This window comes from Rhizobium sp. 62_C5_N11_2, from assembly GCF_051811185.1.
Lineage (GTDB): Bacteria > Pseudomonadota > Alphaproteobacteria > Rhizobiales > Rhizobiaceae > Rhizobium > Rhizobium leguminosarum.
This window is the reverse complement of record NZ_JBPWPW010000002.1, coordinates 576,630-592,237: the sequence shown is the minus strand read 5'-3', so window position 1 is coordinate 592,237 and position 15,608 is coordinate 576,630. Positions and strand designations below refer to the sequence as shown.

Below are 15,608 nucleotides of genomic sequence, written 5' to 3'. Positions count from 1 at the left end.
AACGCTCCGATGAGATGCGGAACAGTTCATCTCGATAGCATCATTCGATCAGGACACGGTGCTCGACATCCAGGAACACTTTACTGACACGGGCGGTGCGAGTGATCACATCTTCGGGCTGTTCGCCCTGATCGGCAAGCGGTTCGCACCACGACTGCGCAATCTCAAAGATCGGAAGTTCCACACGTTCGAGAAGGGCGATGCATATCCGGCCCTGTCGAACCACATCGGGGCGCCGATCAACACCACTCTCATTCTCGACCATTGGGACGATCTGCTCCATCTCGCGGCGTCGATCACGACGCGGTCCGTGGTGCCGTCTACGATCGTGAAGAAGCTGTCCGCATCTCCAAAACAAAGCCATCTCGCAAGGGCGCTGCGAGAACTCGGCCGTATCGAGCGGTCGCTCTTCATGATCGAATGGTACTCAAGTCCGGCATTGCGGCGACGTTGCCAGGCGGGCCTCAACAAGGGCGAGGCCGCGCATAAGCTGAAGCGCGCTGTCTTTTTCCATGAGCGAGGAGAAATCCGTGACCGGTCGTTCGAAAGCCAGGCGTTCCGCGCCTCGGGGCTCAATCTCGTCGTCAGTGCGATCGTACATTGGAATACGGTCTATCTTGATCGCGCGGTTACAAAGCTAAAACGAGCGGGCCGAGGCGTTCCAGATACTCTGTTGAAACACATCTCGCCACTGAGTTGGGAACATATCAACCTGACAGGCATCTACACCTGGGATGCGGAACACCAGATGCACAACGGATTTCGGTCGCTCCGCCTTCCGGCTGGGCTGCGGCGCGCCGCATAGGTTCCCGGTCCGTTCGCCCTATCGTACGATTTCGCACCGCTCTTGTTCCGACCCCCGGTTGTTCGTGCGCGGGCCGCATTTGCCCTTCGTGCCGCCCGGCAAACAATCCTTGATCCGTTCCCACTGGCCATCCCGAAGCGCATCACAATCCACGGCCGATCTCCAAAAGTCAGCCTTGAATCTGATTTGCGCCTCCGGCGGAATCCCAAATCGTTAAATCGTCACCACGACCTAATTCGGTCGAAGCCTTTTGGTCGCAATCATCATGACGAGATCTTCGGAGGCATCTGCGAGCGCCAGTGCCAATTCCGCAGCCGACCATCCACGTTTCTGCAAACTGACGAGCATTTCCACCATCGCGACTTCGACTTCTCGTCTGCAGCTCGAAATCGGCTTCAATTCGATATGTTTCTCATCACATGCCGTGGTCATCGTAGCCTCCGCTCTGCCATATGAAAGGCAGCGTTAACAATTTCGACAATGGGTGGATATGGTAGGGGTTGCATGCAAGCCTCGAGCCATTACACATCGACACAGATTGCCTCGGCTGCGCGCAACCCCTCGCGCGCCATTATTTGCCGATGTCCGGCATCAGGAGCGTCTCGCATGAATCTGCACAATAGGTGGTGGAATTCTTCCCGGCGCCTGAGGGATGCACGCGGGATGAGTCCTGTTGCAAGCCAACGCTTGCGCAAAGCGCGCAAGAACAATCCTCCGATGGTTCACGACCTATCCTCCTATTTTTGCTTGTTTTGTTTTGAACATAAGTTGCCGGCGCCTCGAAACTACATTGCACCGGCAGCTGCGTATTTTGGAAGTTCCGAACTTCCTTCGGAATTAACCACTACTCATTTAGATATATGAACAGGACGCAATTGTCGTTATCGCCGCATCCTGAAAATTATCAATCCGTCCATTTATGCTCGCCAGGGAATATGATAGGTAGCGGTTTTGTCGCAAACTTTTTAAAAGGCCGCAGAAGCGGCCATCGCTGGACACAGTTATGCAGCGAGTGCGGCGAATTGCTGAAATGCCGATTGGCCACTGGTTGAAAATTGGCGCTTGCGGATCATGTGAGCCACCTCGATACCATCCAGTGTTGCTGACGCAGACTGAAAGGATTTGAACCCCTTCATGGGGCGGGTCAGCTTCTTGATAAACCGGTGGTCCTGCTCAATCGTGTTGTTGAGGTATTTGACCTGCCGGATCTCGATCAGCCAGAACCATCCATACAACAGCAGCCGCTAGTTGATGTTTTGCAATCCTGCCAGGTTCGCGCCGCTCTTGTCGATGACGACCTTTTCGGGCCAGCCATTGTTCTTAATCGTGCGGGCGAAGAACGCGCTGGCCGCGGCCTCATCGCGGTGCTCAGACAGCATGAAATCAAGGGTTTTGCCGAATTTGTCGACAGCCCGATAGAAATAGGTCCACTTGCCTTTGACCTGGATATAGGTCTCCTCCATCCGCCAGGAGCTGCTGGTTGCGGATTTGCGCCGCTGGGCCTGGCAGGCAATCAGGGGCGAGTATTTCACGACCCATCTGTTCAGCGTCGCGTGGTCAACGGTAACGCCGCGCTCGGCCATAATCTCTTCCAGATCACGATAGGAGACCGCATATCTCACGTAGAAAAATACCGCGTATAAAATCACGTCTTTCGGGTAATGACTGCCTTTGAAATCGACCATGATCGTGAAACTCAATCTGCCTGCTCATCTCAACCCCGGATCTACGCCTACAATACTGGTTGCAAACCCGGTGAAAAGTTTTGCGACAGAACCTTCAAAAGGAGCTTGAGAACGCTTCCTGCTTCGACCCCCGTCGAAATCGACTCCGGGGAGCCCCACGTTCTTTTGAACCGTACGACCGCTGTCTGACAAGCAACAGACGACTGCAGTCGGATAGACGTTTTCACCGTATGCAACATATCGCATGGTTAGAACCCTCCCCTGAACGCGGTGCCAGTTTCGGCGTCGGTGGCCCAACAAAGCGGCATCTCCGACGCGTAGCAAAAGGAGAGCCAGGAAGGCCGCGCAGATAAACACGATTTCCATTCTTCGACTTTCCTTACGTGTTCAGAGACGCCACGGTTGGGGCGCGAACCTTGGCGTCTCCAGGGATCCGAAATGGGTTACCGGGCCCTCATCATTAGGCGTTGCTCTTCTTCCACTCTTCGTAGCGCGCCTTGTTTTCGGCATTCGCGGGGTATAGCCCCGGCAACGCCGCACCCTTGTTGACTTCCTGCATAATCCAGCCTTCGAGACGCTCCTGCTCGGTAGCGGCGTCGAGAATGTCGTCGATCATAGCAGCCGGGATGACAACGGCACCGTCGTTGTCGATGACGATGACGTCGTTAGGGAACACGGCTACGCCGCCGCAGCCAACGGGCTGGTCCCAGTCGACGAACGTCAGGCCAGCCACGGACGGAGGAGCGGCCGCGCCGGAACACCAAACAGGAAGGTTCGTACCGAGTACGCCGTCGAGATCGCGTACCACGCCGTCCGTAACGAGCGCCGCTACGTTCCGCTTAGCCATACGCGCGCAGAGGATGTCGCCGAAAATGCCGGCGTCCTTGATGCCCATGGCGTCGACAACCGCGATGCATCCTTCCGGCATCGCTTCGATAGCGGCGCGGGTGGACTTCGGGGAAGACCAGGATTCCGGGGTAGCTAGGTCTTCGCGGGCCGGGACAAAGCGAAGAGTGAACGCACGGCCGACGATGCGACCCTGACCCGGCTTGATGGGCATGGCTCCACGCATCCAGACATTGCGCAAGCCCTTCTTTAAAAGGATGGTCGTGAGCGTAGCGGTGGTGACTGTCGCGAGGGTGGATTTGATTTTCTGCATCGGTTGCCATTGGCATTACCTCTCGTTTTTTTCGTTATCAGATACTGGCAATCATGCCGCCGTCGATGCGGACGATACTTCCGGTGATGAAAGAGGCGCGGTCGCTTGCCAGGAAGGCTACCGTGTCTCCGTATTCTTTCGGCTTGCCGTAGCGTCCCACCGGGATGGTCGCGGTGCTTTCGGCAGCAACGTCCTCGACTGAACGTCCTTCCCGCTTCGCCTTCTGCTCATCGAGGAAGGTGATCCGTGGAGTTGCTATGCGGCCTGGCAATACGATATTGGCCGTAATGCCTGCGCCGCCGACTTCCTTAGCCAGCGTCTTTGACCAGCAGACGAGCGTGCTGCGCAACGCATTGGAAAGCCCAAGGTTCGGGATCGGCGACACGACCCCCGACGATGTCGACGTGATGACGCGCCCCCAGCCCGATGACTTCATTCCGGGGAGAACGCGATCCGTCAGCGCGATTACCGAGAGGACCATGGACTGGAAGAATTTCGACCACTGCTCAGGTGCCTGACCCGAAACCGGGGTCGGCGAGGACGTCGACCGCGACGAAGCGAATGAGCGCTTCATCCTCCACTACCGGGACTGCCTTCTGCATGGAGCCGCCTCTCCTACCTCTGTAACGGACATGATTCAGCGACAACGAAAGTCAACGACGGATAGATAAGAAAATGCTAAATAAAGCAGTGGATACCCACGAAGTTTTGATTGACGGCCACTCCGAACGGACTTTCGGACTTCAGTCGGAAGTGACAGGCACGGGCGTTTTCGATACTCTTGCGCTGCCCCAGAAGGAGAAATATGCCTACGATCCTCATCCTTGAAGACGAACCTTTCATCGCGCTCGATATCGAAACGGTTCTGGAGGGATGTGGCCAGCGCAGCTTCGTAACGCTCTCGACCGGTTCGGGCGCCGTTTCCTGGCTGAAGGAAAACTCGCCGTCCGCCGCAATCGTCGACCCTCGCCTCTCGGACGGCGTCTGCACTGCCGTCGCGCGGCATCTCGTCGATTACGACATCCCGTTCATTGTCTATTCGGGCGAGACCGAATCCGTTTCCGAGCTGGAACCCGCGTTCGCAGAAGGTCAACTTCTGATGAAGCCGGCCTCGCCTGAGCAGCTTGTGGAAGCCGTCGAGACGGCCTTGTATGGATGCGACCCTCGGCGTAAGTCCGGGACATAACGACACGTTATCTCTGGACGCTGGAACGTGAAGGCCGGTCAGCAAGTGTTCAGGTGCTCAATTTACTACCTCCGCAGCTCTCAACGACCGCTCGAGCATCCTGAAGTTCGAGCGTCCCGTGCCCGTTAGAGGGACAGCCGAGGAGCGGGATGAGCAGCTCGCAGGCCTGTGCTCTAAGACCCTGTGCTCGCCAAAGCCGGGCCAAACTCACCGCCGAGCGCAGTTCCCACATCTTCGCATCCTGCATGCGAGCGACGTCGAGCGCACGGCGGAAGCACGCCTCGATTTCGGCAGGATCGCACTCTGAGCTCGATGATATGAGTTCGCCCTTGAGCCGATGCAGCTCCGCCTCGCACCAGCGGTTGCCAGTGCGTGCGACAATGGTAAGCGCCTCGTCAATCAAGGTGCTACCCTCGGCAAAACGATCAGCCTTTCCGTGCGCCTCCGCGAGTAAGCCCATCGCCCAAGGCGCCGTCATTCCTGATCCGATCGCCTGCATCCCAGCCAACCCGTCTCGCAGCCGCTCGATGCCTTCCGCGATCAGGCCCCGCTCCGCCAGCACCCACCCCTGCAGGAAGACTCCCTGAGTGTGCCAGAATGGAAATTCGTGTTCGGCCGCGAACGCCAACGCCAACTCCGCCGCCTCTTGCGCCTTGGCGATGTCGCGTCGATGCACCTGCAAAATCGCCGCCCATGTCAGTACATATGCACGGCTGAACAAATGCCTGAGGCTCGCGGTCATGGCGAGCGCCTCGTCCATCAGCTCCAGCGCCCGGTCATCGTGGCCGAGATACCACAGCGCCATGCCGCCACGGCACAGGCAGATCGGTCCTCCATCCTGTCCATAGAGCGCTAGATGGGCCTGGTGCTGGGCGATGTCGTATTGGCTGATCCCGTGCTCGAAGTGCTTCCATGCCGAGGCGAATTCGCCACGCCAGGAGCAGGTAATGCCCAAAGCATAGGACGCTTCCACCACGAGCACAGGATCCGAGATCTGCTGCGCTAACCTCAGAAGCCGTTCGCCAAGGTCCCGCGCCGCGGAAAGCTCGGACCGCACCGCATGATGAATCGTGAGACCCAGGAGCACCGGGAACAGCCTGGGCGTTTCCTGGATCCGCTCCGCCAGGTTGAGAGCACGGCTGTAGACACGCTCGACCTCCGGGTGGCCATAGCCCTTTGCGGCGGTAAGAACTCGTCCCATGGTGATCAACAACGTCAGCTCAAGCTCGAGTTGCTCCGGATTCTCGGGCATCTGCGCGAGCAGGTCGAGTGCCTTGGCCAAATGGCCGACGGCCTCGGTATTCGCCGCCCGCTCGTTTGCGTGTTCGGCGGCCCGATGCCAGAACACGACGGCTTGCGGCAGCTCTCCTGCCTCCGTCAGATGATAGGCCAGGAGCTCCGGCTGAGCGGACACGACATGTGGGGCGAGTTCTTCGAAGACCTGCGCAATACGGTGATGTAGTTCCCGGCGGCGACTCTTGAGGAGCGACTGATATGCAGTATCTCGGACGAGCGCGTGCTTGAAGCTGTAGACCGCGTTAGGGGGGCTTCCGCGCCGAAAAACTAGCTCAGTAGCAACCAGTTGATCAAGGCTTCTTTGCAGCTCATGCTCATCGAGCACTGCTAACGCGGCAATCAGCTCATAGGAGAACTCGCGCCCAATGCAGGCGCCGATCTGGGCCACCACCTTGGCCCTACCGAGGCGGTCGAGGCGGGCCATCAGCGAGTCGTATAGCGTTATCGGGATCGCCATCGGCGGCATATGTGCAGCCAGTCCAAACTGATCGCCGGCCACTCCCAAGAGACCAGATTCGAGCATGGTTTTGGTCAACTCCTCAAGGTACAGCGGTACGCCATCGGTGTTGGCCAGGATGTAATCGAGCACTCCGGCAGGCAGTGCCTTTCCGCCGGTCAGCCGTTCGACCAGCGATTGCGCGTGCACCCGGTCGAGGCGATTCAGGACCACCTTTGTCACGTGCGGGTAACTACGCCAAGGCGGGACGAACTCGGGCCTGTGGGTAATGACCAGCAGCACCGGGAGCTGCCGGATGTGGTTCACGAACAAGCCGAACAACTCAAGGCTACTCGCGTCCAGCCAATGAGCATCCTCAAGCACCAGGAGCACCGGCTGCTTCGCAGCCAATCTGCCAAGCTGGGCGATGAGCACGTCGAAGGTTCGCTTCTTACGCTGTCGGGGCGCGAGATCCAGTATTGGACAGCGGCCAGGGCCTGGAATTCCGAGAAGCTCGGCCAACAATGGGAGCGCTTCGCTCACCTCACCCACCTGTTCCGCGATCAGCGCCTGGAGTTTGGCGAGCTTCAAGACCGATGAATCCTCGCGTTCAAATCCTGCTTCCTGTTCGAGCGGGCCAATCACCGGACGAAGCGCGCTGTTGATGTGGTATGGCGAGGCGAAGTAACGGCGCAACCCGTGTGGTTCTCGAAGGAGACGCTCGCGAAGGGCCAGGGCGAGACGCGACTTGCCGATTCCGGCCTCACCTTCGAGCAGGACGACCTGACCTTCCTTGGCCTTGGCCTTAGTCCAGCGATCGACCAACAATGCGAGTTCCGGGTCACGGCCGACCAAGGGCAGCACGGTCGCGTGACCGGCCTCGAAACGGTCGTCGCTACGCACTTCGCCGAGCACCCGAAACGCTTCAATCGCCCCGGAAAAACCTTTGATCGGCCGCAGTCCGATGCTTTCCAGCTTGAACTGGCCCCGCAGCAGTGCGCGCGTTGCTTCAGCAATGACCACTGTGCCGGATCCGGCCAACTCCAGTAGACGGGCCGCCAGGTTCGGCGTTTCACCTACAACGCTGCATTCCTCGGCCTCGCCGGTGCCGATGATGTCACCCACCACGACTAGGCCGGTGGCGATTCCGATCCGAACAGCCAGGTGCTCGCCTGCCGCATCCAGCCGGTCGACGGCCTCAATGACCGCGAGGCCGGCCCTCACGGCCCGCTCGGCATCTTCCTCGTGGGCCTGGGGATAGCCGAAGTATACGAGGACGCCGTCGCCCATATACTTGGCAACAAAACCGTCGTACCGGCCGACGATCTCGGTGGCGCAAGCACGGTATGCAACGATCGACTGCCGTAGGTCTTCTGGATCGAGGCGAGCTGAGAGTGCTGTCGATCCAACGAGATCGCAAAACATCACCGTAAGCTGTCGCCGTTCCGCCTCGCTGCGGATCGGTGACACGGAGGGACGTAGTGCCGCCGTGAGCGGCGGCGACTGCTGAGCCAGAGTCGCGGCCGCCCTGAGAAAACGCTTGCGGTCACCAAGGGACAGTCCGAGCTCCTTGAGGTCGGCATCGGTGAGATCGTCGACGACATCGAGATCGATGCCGTTCTTCACGAAGGCTTGGCGATACCGCTTAAGCCTGATGCTGGCGAGCCAGTCTCCGATGTCGGACATGATCTAGGATCCTCTGACATGGTCGAATTCGGATTGCTCCTGAGACGCTTTCCCACCGGGCCGAGGATATCCAGCTTACACCTATCGCCCTGAGCAGTCACCCACGGCTGGCACGTGGAACGGCTGCAATGCGTCAAAGGCGGCCGACGCAACCGGTTCGCACGAGGAACATCCGCGTTGCTATGAACGCGGATGTTGGAGGAAAAGCATCGCTTGGGATGCAAGCCCGCGCTGAGCGCCGGATAACGCTTACTTCGCTATTGGGCGCACAGTTGCCATTTAAAAGCCGTGCTCGGTTGAGCGGTAGGCCGCAAGTGGTACATTCCTTTAATGGAAGTTCCGGCTCTTCACCTTGAGCTGATCAATATGAAGATCTGGAATGAAGATGTCCCTCGGCTTTGCGGCGGCCACGCTGTCCCGCGAATCCGGCGTTCCGGGCGAGCCGTGCACGAACTCGTCTCCCCTGCCGGTCGGCAGCCGGAACTCGGCGTCGCGGTCGGCCAGCCCGGATAGATCGCCGGACAGATCGAATACCTGCTGGGCCACGAGATGGACGACGTCGCCTTCACGCTGAATTCTCCCATTGATGGCTATCATCGATGCCCCGAGGACGACGCGACGGCGCTGCTCGAAGAGCTTGGGCCAGACAACGACGTTAGCCGGACCGGTCTCGTCCTCGATCGTCATGAAGATGACGCCCTTGGCGCTGCCAGGTCTCTGCCGGACGAGAACAAGGCCGGCGGTCATCAACCAGCGACCATCGCGCGCGTTCATAGCTTGCGCGCAGGTGACGATCCGGCGCTCCGTCAGGGCCTTCCGAAGGAATGCGACAGGATGATCGCGTAGCGTCAGCCCGATATGACTGTAGTCCTGGACCACGTTGTGCCCCTCGGTCATTTGACGGAGAGCGACCTCGGGTTCCTGTTGCTCGGCGACCGCCCTCGCCTCACGTTCTGAGGCGGCTGCAAAGAGCGGAAGCGGTTCGTCACGCAGGCCCTTGATCGCCCACAAGGCGTCGCGTCGCTGAAGTCCCAGCGACGGCAGGAAGGCGTCGGCCTCGGCGAGCTCGACCAGAGAAGCCGCCGGAACCCCGGACCGTCGCCACATGTCATCGATGCTTTCGAACGGCTGATCCATGCGAGCAGCCACGACACGCGCGGTATCGGCGGCGGCAAGGCCGCGCACCATGCGCATCCCGAGGCGGACTGCGTGACTGTCAGCATTGCCGATGCGCTCAAGCGTGCAGTCCCACCGGGAATTGTTGATGCAGACGGGTCGAATCTCAACCCCGTGGTTCCGGGCGCAGCCGACAATTTGGGCCGGCGCGTAAAATCCCATCGGCTGCGAGTTCAGCAGCGCCGCGCAGAAGACGTCAGGGTGGTGGCATTTCACATAGTTGGAGGCATAGGCGATCAAGGCGAACGACGCCGCATGGGATTCCGGGAATCCATAGCTGCCGAATCCTTCGAGCTGGCTGAAGGTCTTCTCGGCAAACTCGGCCGTGTAGCCGTTCCTGATCATGCCTGAGACGAGCTTGTCCTTGAAGCGCGAGACGCCGCCAGTGAACTTGAAGGTCGCCATCGATTTTCGAAGCTGGTCGGCTTCGCCGCCGGTGAACCCGGCGCAGACCATCGCGACCTTCATGGCAGACTCCTGGAAGAGCGGAACGCCGAGAGTCTTGCCGAGAACGGCTTCGAGCTCCGGCGTCGGATAGACGACCGGCTCCTTGCCCTCCCGGCGACGGAGATAAGGATGCACCATATCGCCCTGGATCGGACCAGGTCGCACGATTGCGACCTGTATGACCAAATCATAAAATGTCCGTGGCTTGAGCCGGGGCAGCATCGCCATTTGTGCTCGGGACTCGATCTGGAACGTCCCCAAAGTGTCTGCATTCCGGATCATTGCATACGTCGGCGGGTCCTCCTGAGGGATCTTCGCGAGATCAAGGTGCTCGTCCTTGTGTTCTCGGATGAGAGCGAAGGTCTTCGCCATGCAGGTCAGCATGCCGAGCGCCAGAATGTCGACCTTCATGAATTTGAGCGCCTCGACATCGTCCTTGTCCCACTCAATCACTTGCCGGTCGACCATTGCGGCGGGTTCGATCGGGACGAGATCGTCGAGGCGGTCGTGCGTCAGGACGAAGCCGCCTGGATGCTGTCCCAGATGCCGAGGAGCGCCCATGAGCTGCTGTGCAAGCTTGAGGGTCAACGCCAGACGGCGGTCTTCCGGGTTCAAGCCCTGATCGCGAAGACTGCGGTCGCTGACCAGCTCTTCCGACCACGCCCACATGCCCGAGGACAAGGCTTTAATGAGGTCCTCGGGCAAGCCGAGCGCCTTGCCGACGTCTCGGATGGCGCCCTTGGCCCTGTAGCGTGTGACGGTGGAGCAGAGTGCGGCCTTGTCCTTCCCGTAGGTCTTGTAGATCCATTGGATGACCTCCTCGCGGCGTTCGTGCTCGAAATCAACGTCGATGTCCGGCGGCTCGTCGCGCTCCTGGGAGACGAAGCGTTCGAACAGGAGATCGTTGGTCGAAGGGTCGATGCTGGTAATGCCAAGGATATAGCAGACGGCCGAATTCGCCGCCGACCCCCGCCCCTGGCAGAGGATGCCTTGCGACCGGGCAAAGCGGACGATCGAAAAAACAGTCAGGAAGTATGGGGCGTATTTCATCGTCCGGATGAGATCGAGTTCGTGACGGACGATTTTGAGAACCTCCGGCGGCAAGCCTTCCGGATAGCGGTTGGGCACGCATTCCCAGACATAGTGCTCGAGGGATTCCTGTGGGGTCTTGTCTGGGAGGATCGCCTCCTCGGGATACTGGTAGGTCAGTTCCTCCAGGGAGAACCTGCATCGCTCGACGATCTCCATCGTCCGGGCCAGCGCCTCGGGGTAGCGTGGAAACAGTCTCTCCATCTCTTCCGGCGGTTTGAGGAACCGGTCGGCATGACGCTCGCGCTCGAAACCGACGGTGTCGATGATCGTGTTGTGACGGATGCAGGTGACGACGTCCTGAAGCTGCCGTCTGCCCGGTTCGTGGAACAGGACGTCATTGGTGACAACCGTCTTCACACGGTGCTTGACGGCCATGTTCGACAACGCGTGAAGCCTTACCTGGTCGTTCGGACGACGCCGGAGACAGAGCGAGACGTATGCCCCATCTGCGAAGACCTCGGCCATCTTGCGAAGTTGGATGGCGCAGACATCGTCTGGGAGGTCGGGCACGAGGATACCGAGGAGCCCTTCGGAATAGAGGGCGACGTCCTCGAGGTTCAGGATGCAGTTCGCCTTGCCGCCCCTGCCCTTGCCGAGCGTCAGCAAGCGGGTCAGGCGCGAATATGCGGCGCGATCCGTGGGATAGACGAGGATCGACATGCCGTCCTGCAGATCGAGTCGACAGCCCACGACGAGGCGGACGCCCGTCGCGCGGGATGCTTCCAGCGCTCTGACGATGCCTGCCAGAGAGTTTCGGTCGACCACGCCGAGAGCTTCGATGCCGAGTTCCCTGGCGGTCGCGAAGAGCTCGTCGGCCGAGGACGCGCCACGAAGGAAGCTAAAGTGCGTCGTGACCTGGAGCTCGGCGTATCTCATCCGAATATCCCGTGCATGAACCATTTATGGGAGCCCGTTTCGGGATCGATGCCGTCGCCGGAGCGAAAGATCCAATATCGTTCGCCGATCTCGTTTTCGACGACGAAGTAGTCGCGCACCGCCTCGAATTCGCTGTCGCGCATCCACCATTCGCCGAAGACGCGTTCCGGCCCATCCGCACGCTTCACCCGATGGCGCTTGCCGCGCCACGTGATGCTGGCAGGCGGATGATCCGGCAGCAGAGCTATCGCCTCGATCGGATCCGGACGCGCAAACAGCCGCACAGGCCGCCGCCAATGGTGGACCCAACCCTCCGTCACTTCCTCGCCGACGGCGGCGATCCGCTGGACGCTACGCTCCGGAACGTCGGATGCGACTGGCGCGACCCGGAAGACGCGCTGGCCTCGATTGCCGAAGACGTCGATCAGCGGGGTGATGTCGGCGTCCTCGTCGTCGATAAGAGATGAGGTCTTCTGCTTCTCCTCGAGCGGTTCCGACATCACCGCGACGAGGGTCAGCTTTTCGATTCCGAACCCCGGTTCGATCTTTTCCGTCCGGTCACGGAACAGTTTCGTCAGCCAGGCGACATCTCGCACGGGCTTGGCGGTTCCCGCTCTGATCGCTTGGCGAGTACCGTCGACCTTCTCGACGATGAGATCGGTCCGACGGACGCCAAGACCCCTCCGCTGGAGTTCGGCGACGAGTTGAACAACCAGCCGTCCGACGTACTTGTTGATCGTCTCCGGCGCACCGATCGGTTCGGCGAACGCCCGGCTGACCTCGACGAGTTCCGGGCTACGGATGGGATCTATTGGTTCGAAGACGCGACCGAACATCTGGTCGAGACGGCGACCCACTTCCGGTCCGAAGCGAAGCGCCAAGGGAGCGCGCGGCGTTGCCGAAAGCTCCCCTATTGTCCGAAAGCCTAGCGTGCGCAGATCACTCACGATCTTCTCGGGCAGCCGAAGCAGCGAGATCGGAAGGCGCTCGACGGCCCGGATAGTCTCCCCACTCGGGACGATGACGGTTTCCCGGTTGATGGCACGGGCGCATGCGTGGGCGGCACCCCACGTGTCCGCTATGGCGACCCGTGTTGTCAGGCCCTTGGCGCGGAAGCGGTTGGCGATGCTCGTCAACATGCGCTCCTCGCCACCCTGTAGATGGTCCGCGCCCTCCGTATCCATGACGATGCCATTCGGCGGGTCGATGGCGACGATCGGCGAATACTGGCTCAACGCCCACATGGTGATGCGCTCGAGCGCCGCTGCATCGGCGGCGGGATCGGCGTCGATCATACGGAGACCCTGGAAGAGCGCCTGCGCCTTGGCGGCCGGAATGCCCACATGGAGGCCGACCTTCCTGGCCGCGGCGTCGGCGGCCGACACCCAGCGCTTGGAGCCGCTCTTCGAAATGACGGCGATCGCCTCCTCAACCGGAATGACGGGATCGGCCCGCCTGATCCTGTCCGTAGGGAGATCGGGAAAAAAAATCGATACGACCCTCGGCATCGCAGGCCCCCACTTCGAACTCAGCGCATTCGCCCGCTTTCACCCTCATCAGCTCCAGAAGCCACCTCGCCCGCCCGACGCCCGGAACTGGCAGCTCCTCGCTGGGGATGACGCTCACCCTCCAGCGCGTGGTCGACGCCGTCGGCTGGCCGAAGTCGCTGGCTTCGGTCTGCCGTCTCCATCGCCGCACCACGAGCGCCATCGTGCCGGTTTTCTCGGCTGCGAGTTGCAGCCGCCGGGACGCCGCCATCGGCAGCCGGACGATCTCGCCGATCACCGCCCCGAGGCCGCCGTATGAAAGGCCCTCCTCCATATTGGCAAGGACGTCTTCCTCCTTGTCGGACTCGACAAAGACGACCCGGTTCGGATGAAGACCCGCCTGCGCCAGGGCCGGGAAGAACAAGTCGGGACGTGTCAGGCACCAGACGACCTTGCCTTTGGTGCGAGCGGCTATCCCGGCCACGAACAGGGCGGCCGCCGCCCCGTCGACGGTGCCGGTCCCGCCGCCGGCGCACTCGTGCAGCGCCCCATAGGCCAATCCACCACCCGGAAGCCGCTCGTCGATCTGCGCTACACCGAAAGGCAAAACGCCACGGTTGCGCCGACGGGCGCTTTCCAGGTGCGCGATCTGCTCGCGCAGGCCGTCGAGGACGGCGTTTGGGGCGGCGGCTGAGTTCATGATCTCCTTCGACGGCAACCCGTTTTCAGCTTGAGAAACAGTAATATGTTCTGTATTTGTTCTTATAGAGTAAATGAGTCAATGCGCATGTGACCCGCTGAAGTTGAGCACGGGTGCAAGGCAGAAAAATCGCCAGCGGATTCAATCGGATGGTGGGAAAGGAATATTTTCGGATGCGCCGAATGCGGGTTGTGGACGATGCGCCCCCTAGACTGAAAGATCATAAAGTCCCGGTGGTCGAACTCATCTGCCGGGTCTGCGATCGCCATTGTGCACATGAGCGCAAACTGTTGGTGAAAGCGTTTGGCGCAAGCGTCACCTTCGCGGAAATCCGCCGGCGCATGGCCATGGGCTGCGAGCGGATGCAGACGCCCCACGGTGACAAGTGTGGGGCGCACTTCCCATGTTTGAGTCATGGTCTCGCTGATGGAGGCTAGATGATAACAGGCGAAGACAACCGCGAACGGCCGCGCAAGATTGTGCATGTCGACATGGACGCCTTCTACGCATCGGTCGAGCAGCGCGACAATCCGGAGCTGCGTGGCCTGCCGGTTGCCGTCGGCAGTCCTGCTGCCCGCGGCGTGGTGGCGGCCGCCAGTTATGAGGCCAGAAGGTTCGGCGTCCATTCCGCCATGCCCTCGGTGACTGCGCAGCGGAAATGCCCGGACCTCATCTTCGTCAAGCCACGCTTCGACGTCTACAAAGCCGTGTCGTTGCAGATCCGAACGATCTTCGCCGAATACACGCCGATGATCGAGCCGTTGTCGCTTGACGAGGCTTATCTGGACGTCACCGAAAACCTCAAAGGGATGGAGATTGCCACCGAGATCGCGGAGGAGATCCGCGCCAGGATCAAGGCGGCGACAGGACTGACCGCATCCGCCGGTATTTCCTACAACAAGTTCCTCGCAAAGATGGCATCCGACCAGAACAAGCCGGATGGCCAGTTCGTCATCACGCCGAAGAATGGTCCGGCCTTCGTCGAGCGCCTGCCCATCAAGAAGTTTCATGGCGTCGGACCGGCGACGGCCGAGAAGATGCATCGGCTCGGGATCGAAACGGGAGCAGACCTGAAGGAGAAAACACTCGACTTCCTCGTCGAACATTTCGGGAAGTCAGGACCCTATTTCTACGGGATTGCTCGCGGAATCGACGATCGTCAGGTCAAGCCGGACCGAGTGCGGAAATCAGTCGGCGCCGAAGACACATTCGCTGAGGACATCCATTCCTACGAACCCGCGCGCGAAGGGCTTCAGCCGCTGGTCGAGAAAGTCTGGGGATACTGCGAGGCCAATGAGATCGGCGCCAAGACGGTGACGCTCAAGGTCAAATATGCCGACTTCAGCCAAATCACCCGCAGCAAGACCGCTCCGGGACCCCTGTCGGCGATCACTGATCTCGAGGAGTTGGTCGACCTGCTTCTCATGCCGCTCTTCCCGCCGCAAAAAGGGGTCCGTCTGCTCGGCGTGTCGCTGTCTTCGTTGGAACGGCGGAGGCTTGAATCGACGCCGCAGTTGCGGCTGGCACTTTAGTTAGACACTTGCCGAATTTTTCCTGTCGGTGCCCATCGTGGCATA

At 60.3% G+C, this 15,608-nt stretch carries 9 protein-coding genes and 4 pseudogenes; 4 read left to right on the top strand and 9 right to left on the bottom strand.

Going from position 1 to position 15,608, the window contains the following annotated elements; translation table 11 throughout:
* Positions 1 to 43: 43 nt before the first annotated feature.
* Positions 44 to 805: pseudogene (locus AB8B31_RS26320) on the top strand (Tn3 family transposase); the annotation flags it as partial.
* Between the two features lie 54 nt (positions 806 to 859).
* Here the strand turns inward: AB8B31_RS26320 and AB8B31_RS26315 are convergent.
* The 5 genes and pseudogenes from AB8B31_RS26315 to AB8B31_RS26295 all read right to left on the bottom strand — a co-directional run.
* Positions 860 to 958, bottom strand: a pseudogene (locus AB8B31_RS26315) (IS5/IS1182 family transposase); the annotation flags it as partial.
* Positions 959 to 1,036: 78 nt separating this feature from the next.
* Positions 1,037 to 1,237: a hypothetical protein gene (locus tag AB8B31_RS26310; RefSeq protein WP_018444696.1), complete on the bottom strand. Its 201-nt coding sequence runs from the start codon at positions 1,235 to 1,237 to the stop codon at positions 1,037 to 1,039.
* A gap of 569 nt (positions 1,238 to 1,806) precedes the next feature.
* Positions 1,807 to 2,490, bottom strand: a pseudogene (locus AB8B31_RS26305) (IS6 family transposase).
* A gap of 460 nt (positions 2,491 to 2,950) precedes the next feature.
* Positions 2,951 to 3,649, bottom strand: coding sequence for a ribonuclease activity regulator RraA (locus tag AB8B31_RS26300; protein ID WP_131591266.1), 699 nt, complete (start codon positions 3,647 to 3,649; stop codon positions 2,951 to 2,953).
* Positions 3,650 to 3,686: 37 nt separating this feature from the next.
* Positions 3,687 to 4,184: pseudogene (locus AB8B31_RS26295) on the bottom strand (SDR family oxidoreductase); the annotation flags it as partial.
* A gap of 270 nt (positions 4,185 to 4,454) precedes the next feature.
* On the opposite strand from AB8B31_RS26295, the gene AB8B31_RS26290 reads away from it, so the two are divergent.
* Positions 4,455 to 4,835, top strand: coding sequence for a response regulator (locus tag AB8B31_RS26290; protein WP_131591265.1), 381 nt, complete (start codon positions 4,455 to 4,457; stop codon positions 4,833 to 4,835).
* Between the two features lie 49 nt (positions 4,836 to 4,884).
* On the opposite strand, the gene AB8B31_RS26285 is transcribed toward AB8B31_RS26290, so the two are convergent.
* The 4 genes from AB8B31_RS26285 to AB8B31_RS26270 form a co-directional block, all read right to left on the bottom strand.
* On the bottom strand, positions 4,885 to 8,253 hold the full coding sequence (locus AB8B31_RS26285) for an AAA family ATPase (protein ID WP_131591264.1): 3,369 nt from the start codon (positions 8,251 to 8,253) through the stop codon (positions 4,885 to 4,887).
* A 327-nt stretch (positions 8,254 to 8,580) separates the two neighbouring features.
* Entirely contained in the window at positions 8,581 to 11,844 is a 3,264-nt protein-coding gene (locus AB8B31_RS26280; protein WP_018517660.1) for an error-prone DNA polymerase, read from the bottom strand.
* A complete protein-coding gene (locus AB8B31_RS26275) occupies positions 11,841 to 13,352 on the bottom strand; it encodes a Y-family DNA polymerase (protein ID WP_131591263.1) in 1,512 nt (503 codons plus the stop codon). Before AB8B31_RS26275 ends, AB8B31_RS26280 begins: the two co-directional genes overlap by 4 nt.
* Positions 13,273 to 14,031 (bottom strand): ImuA family protein, encoded by a 759-nt coding sequence (locus AB8B31_RS26270; RefSeq protein ID WP_130719551.1) that lies wholly within the window; start codon positions 14,029 to 14,031, stop codon positions 13,273 to 13,275. The genes AB8B31_RS26275 and AB8B31_RS26270 overlap by 80 nt, the downstream gene beginning before the upstream one ends.
* Before the next feature lie 173 nt (positions 14,032 to 14,204).
* Here AB8B31_RS26270 and AB8B31_RS26265 point away from each other — a divergent pair, with 173 nt between their 5' ends.
* Positions 14,205 to 14,468: a hypothetical protein gene (locus tag AB8B31_RS26265; RefSeq protein ID WP_131703345.1), complete on the top strand. Its 264-nt coding sequence runs from the start codon at positions 14,205 to 14,207 to the stop codon at positions 14,466 to 14,468.
* A complete protein-coding gene (gene dinB / locus AB8B31_RS26260; RefSeq protein WP_018517656.1) occupies positions 14,469 to 15,563 on the top strand; it encodes a DNA polymerase IV in 1,095 nt (364 codons plus the stop codon).
* Positions 15,564 to 15,608: the final 45 nt, after the last annotated feature.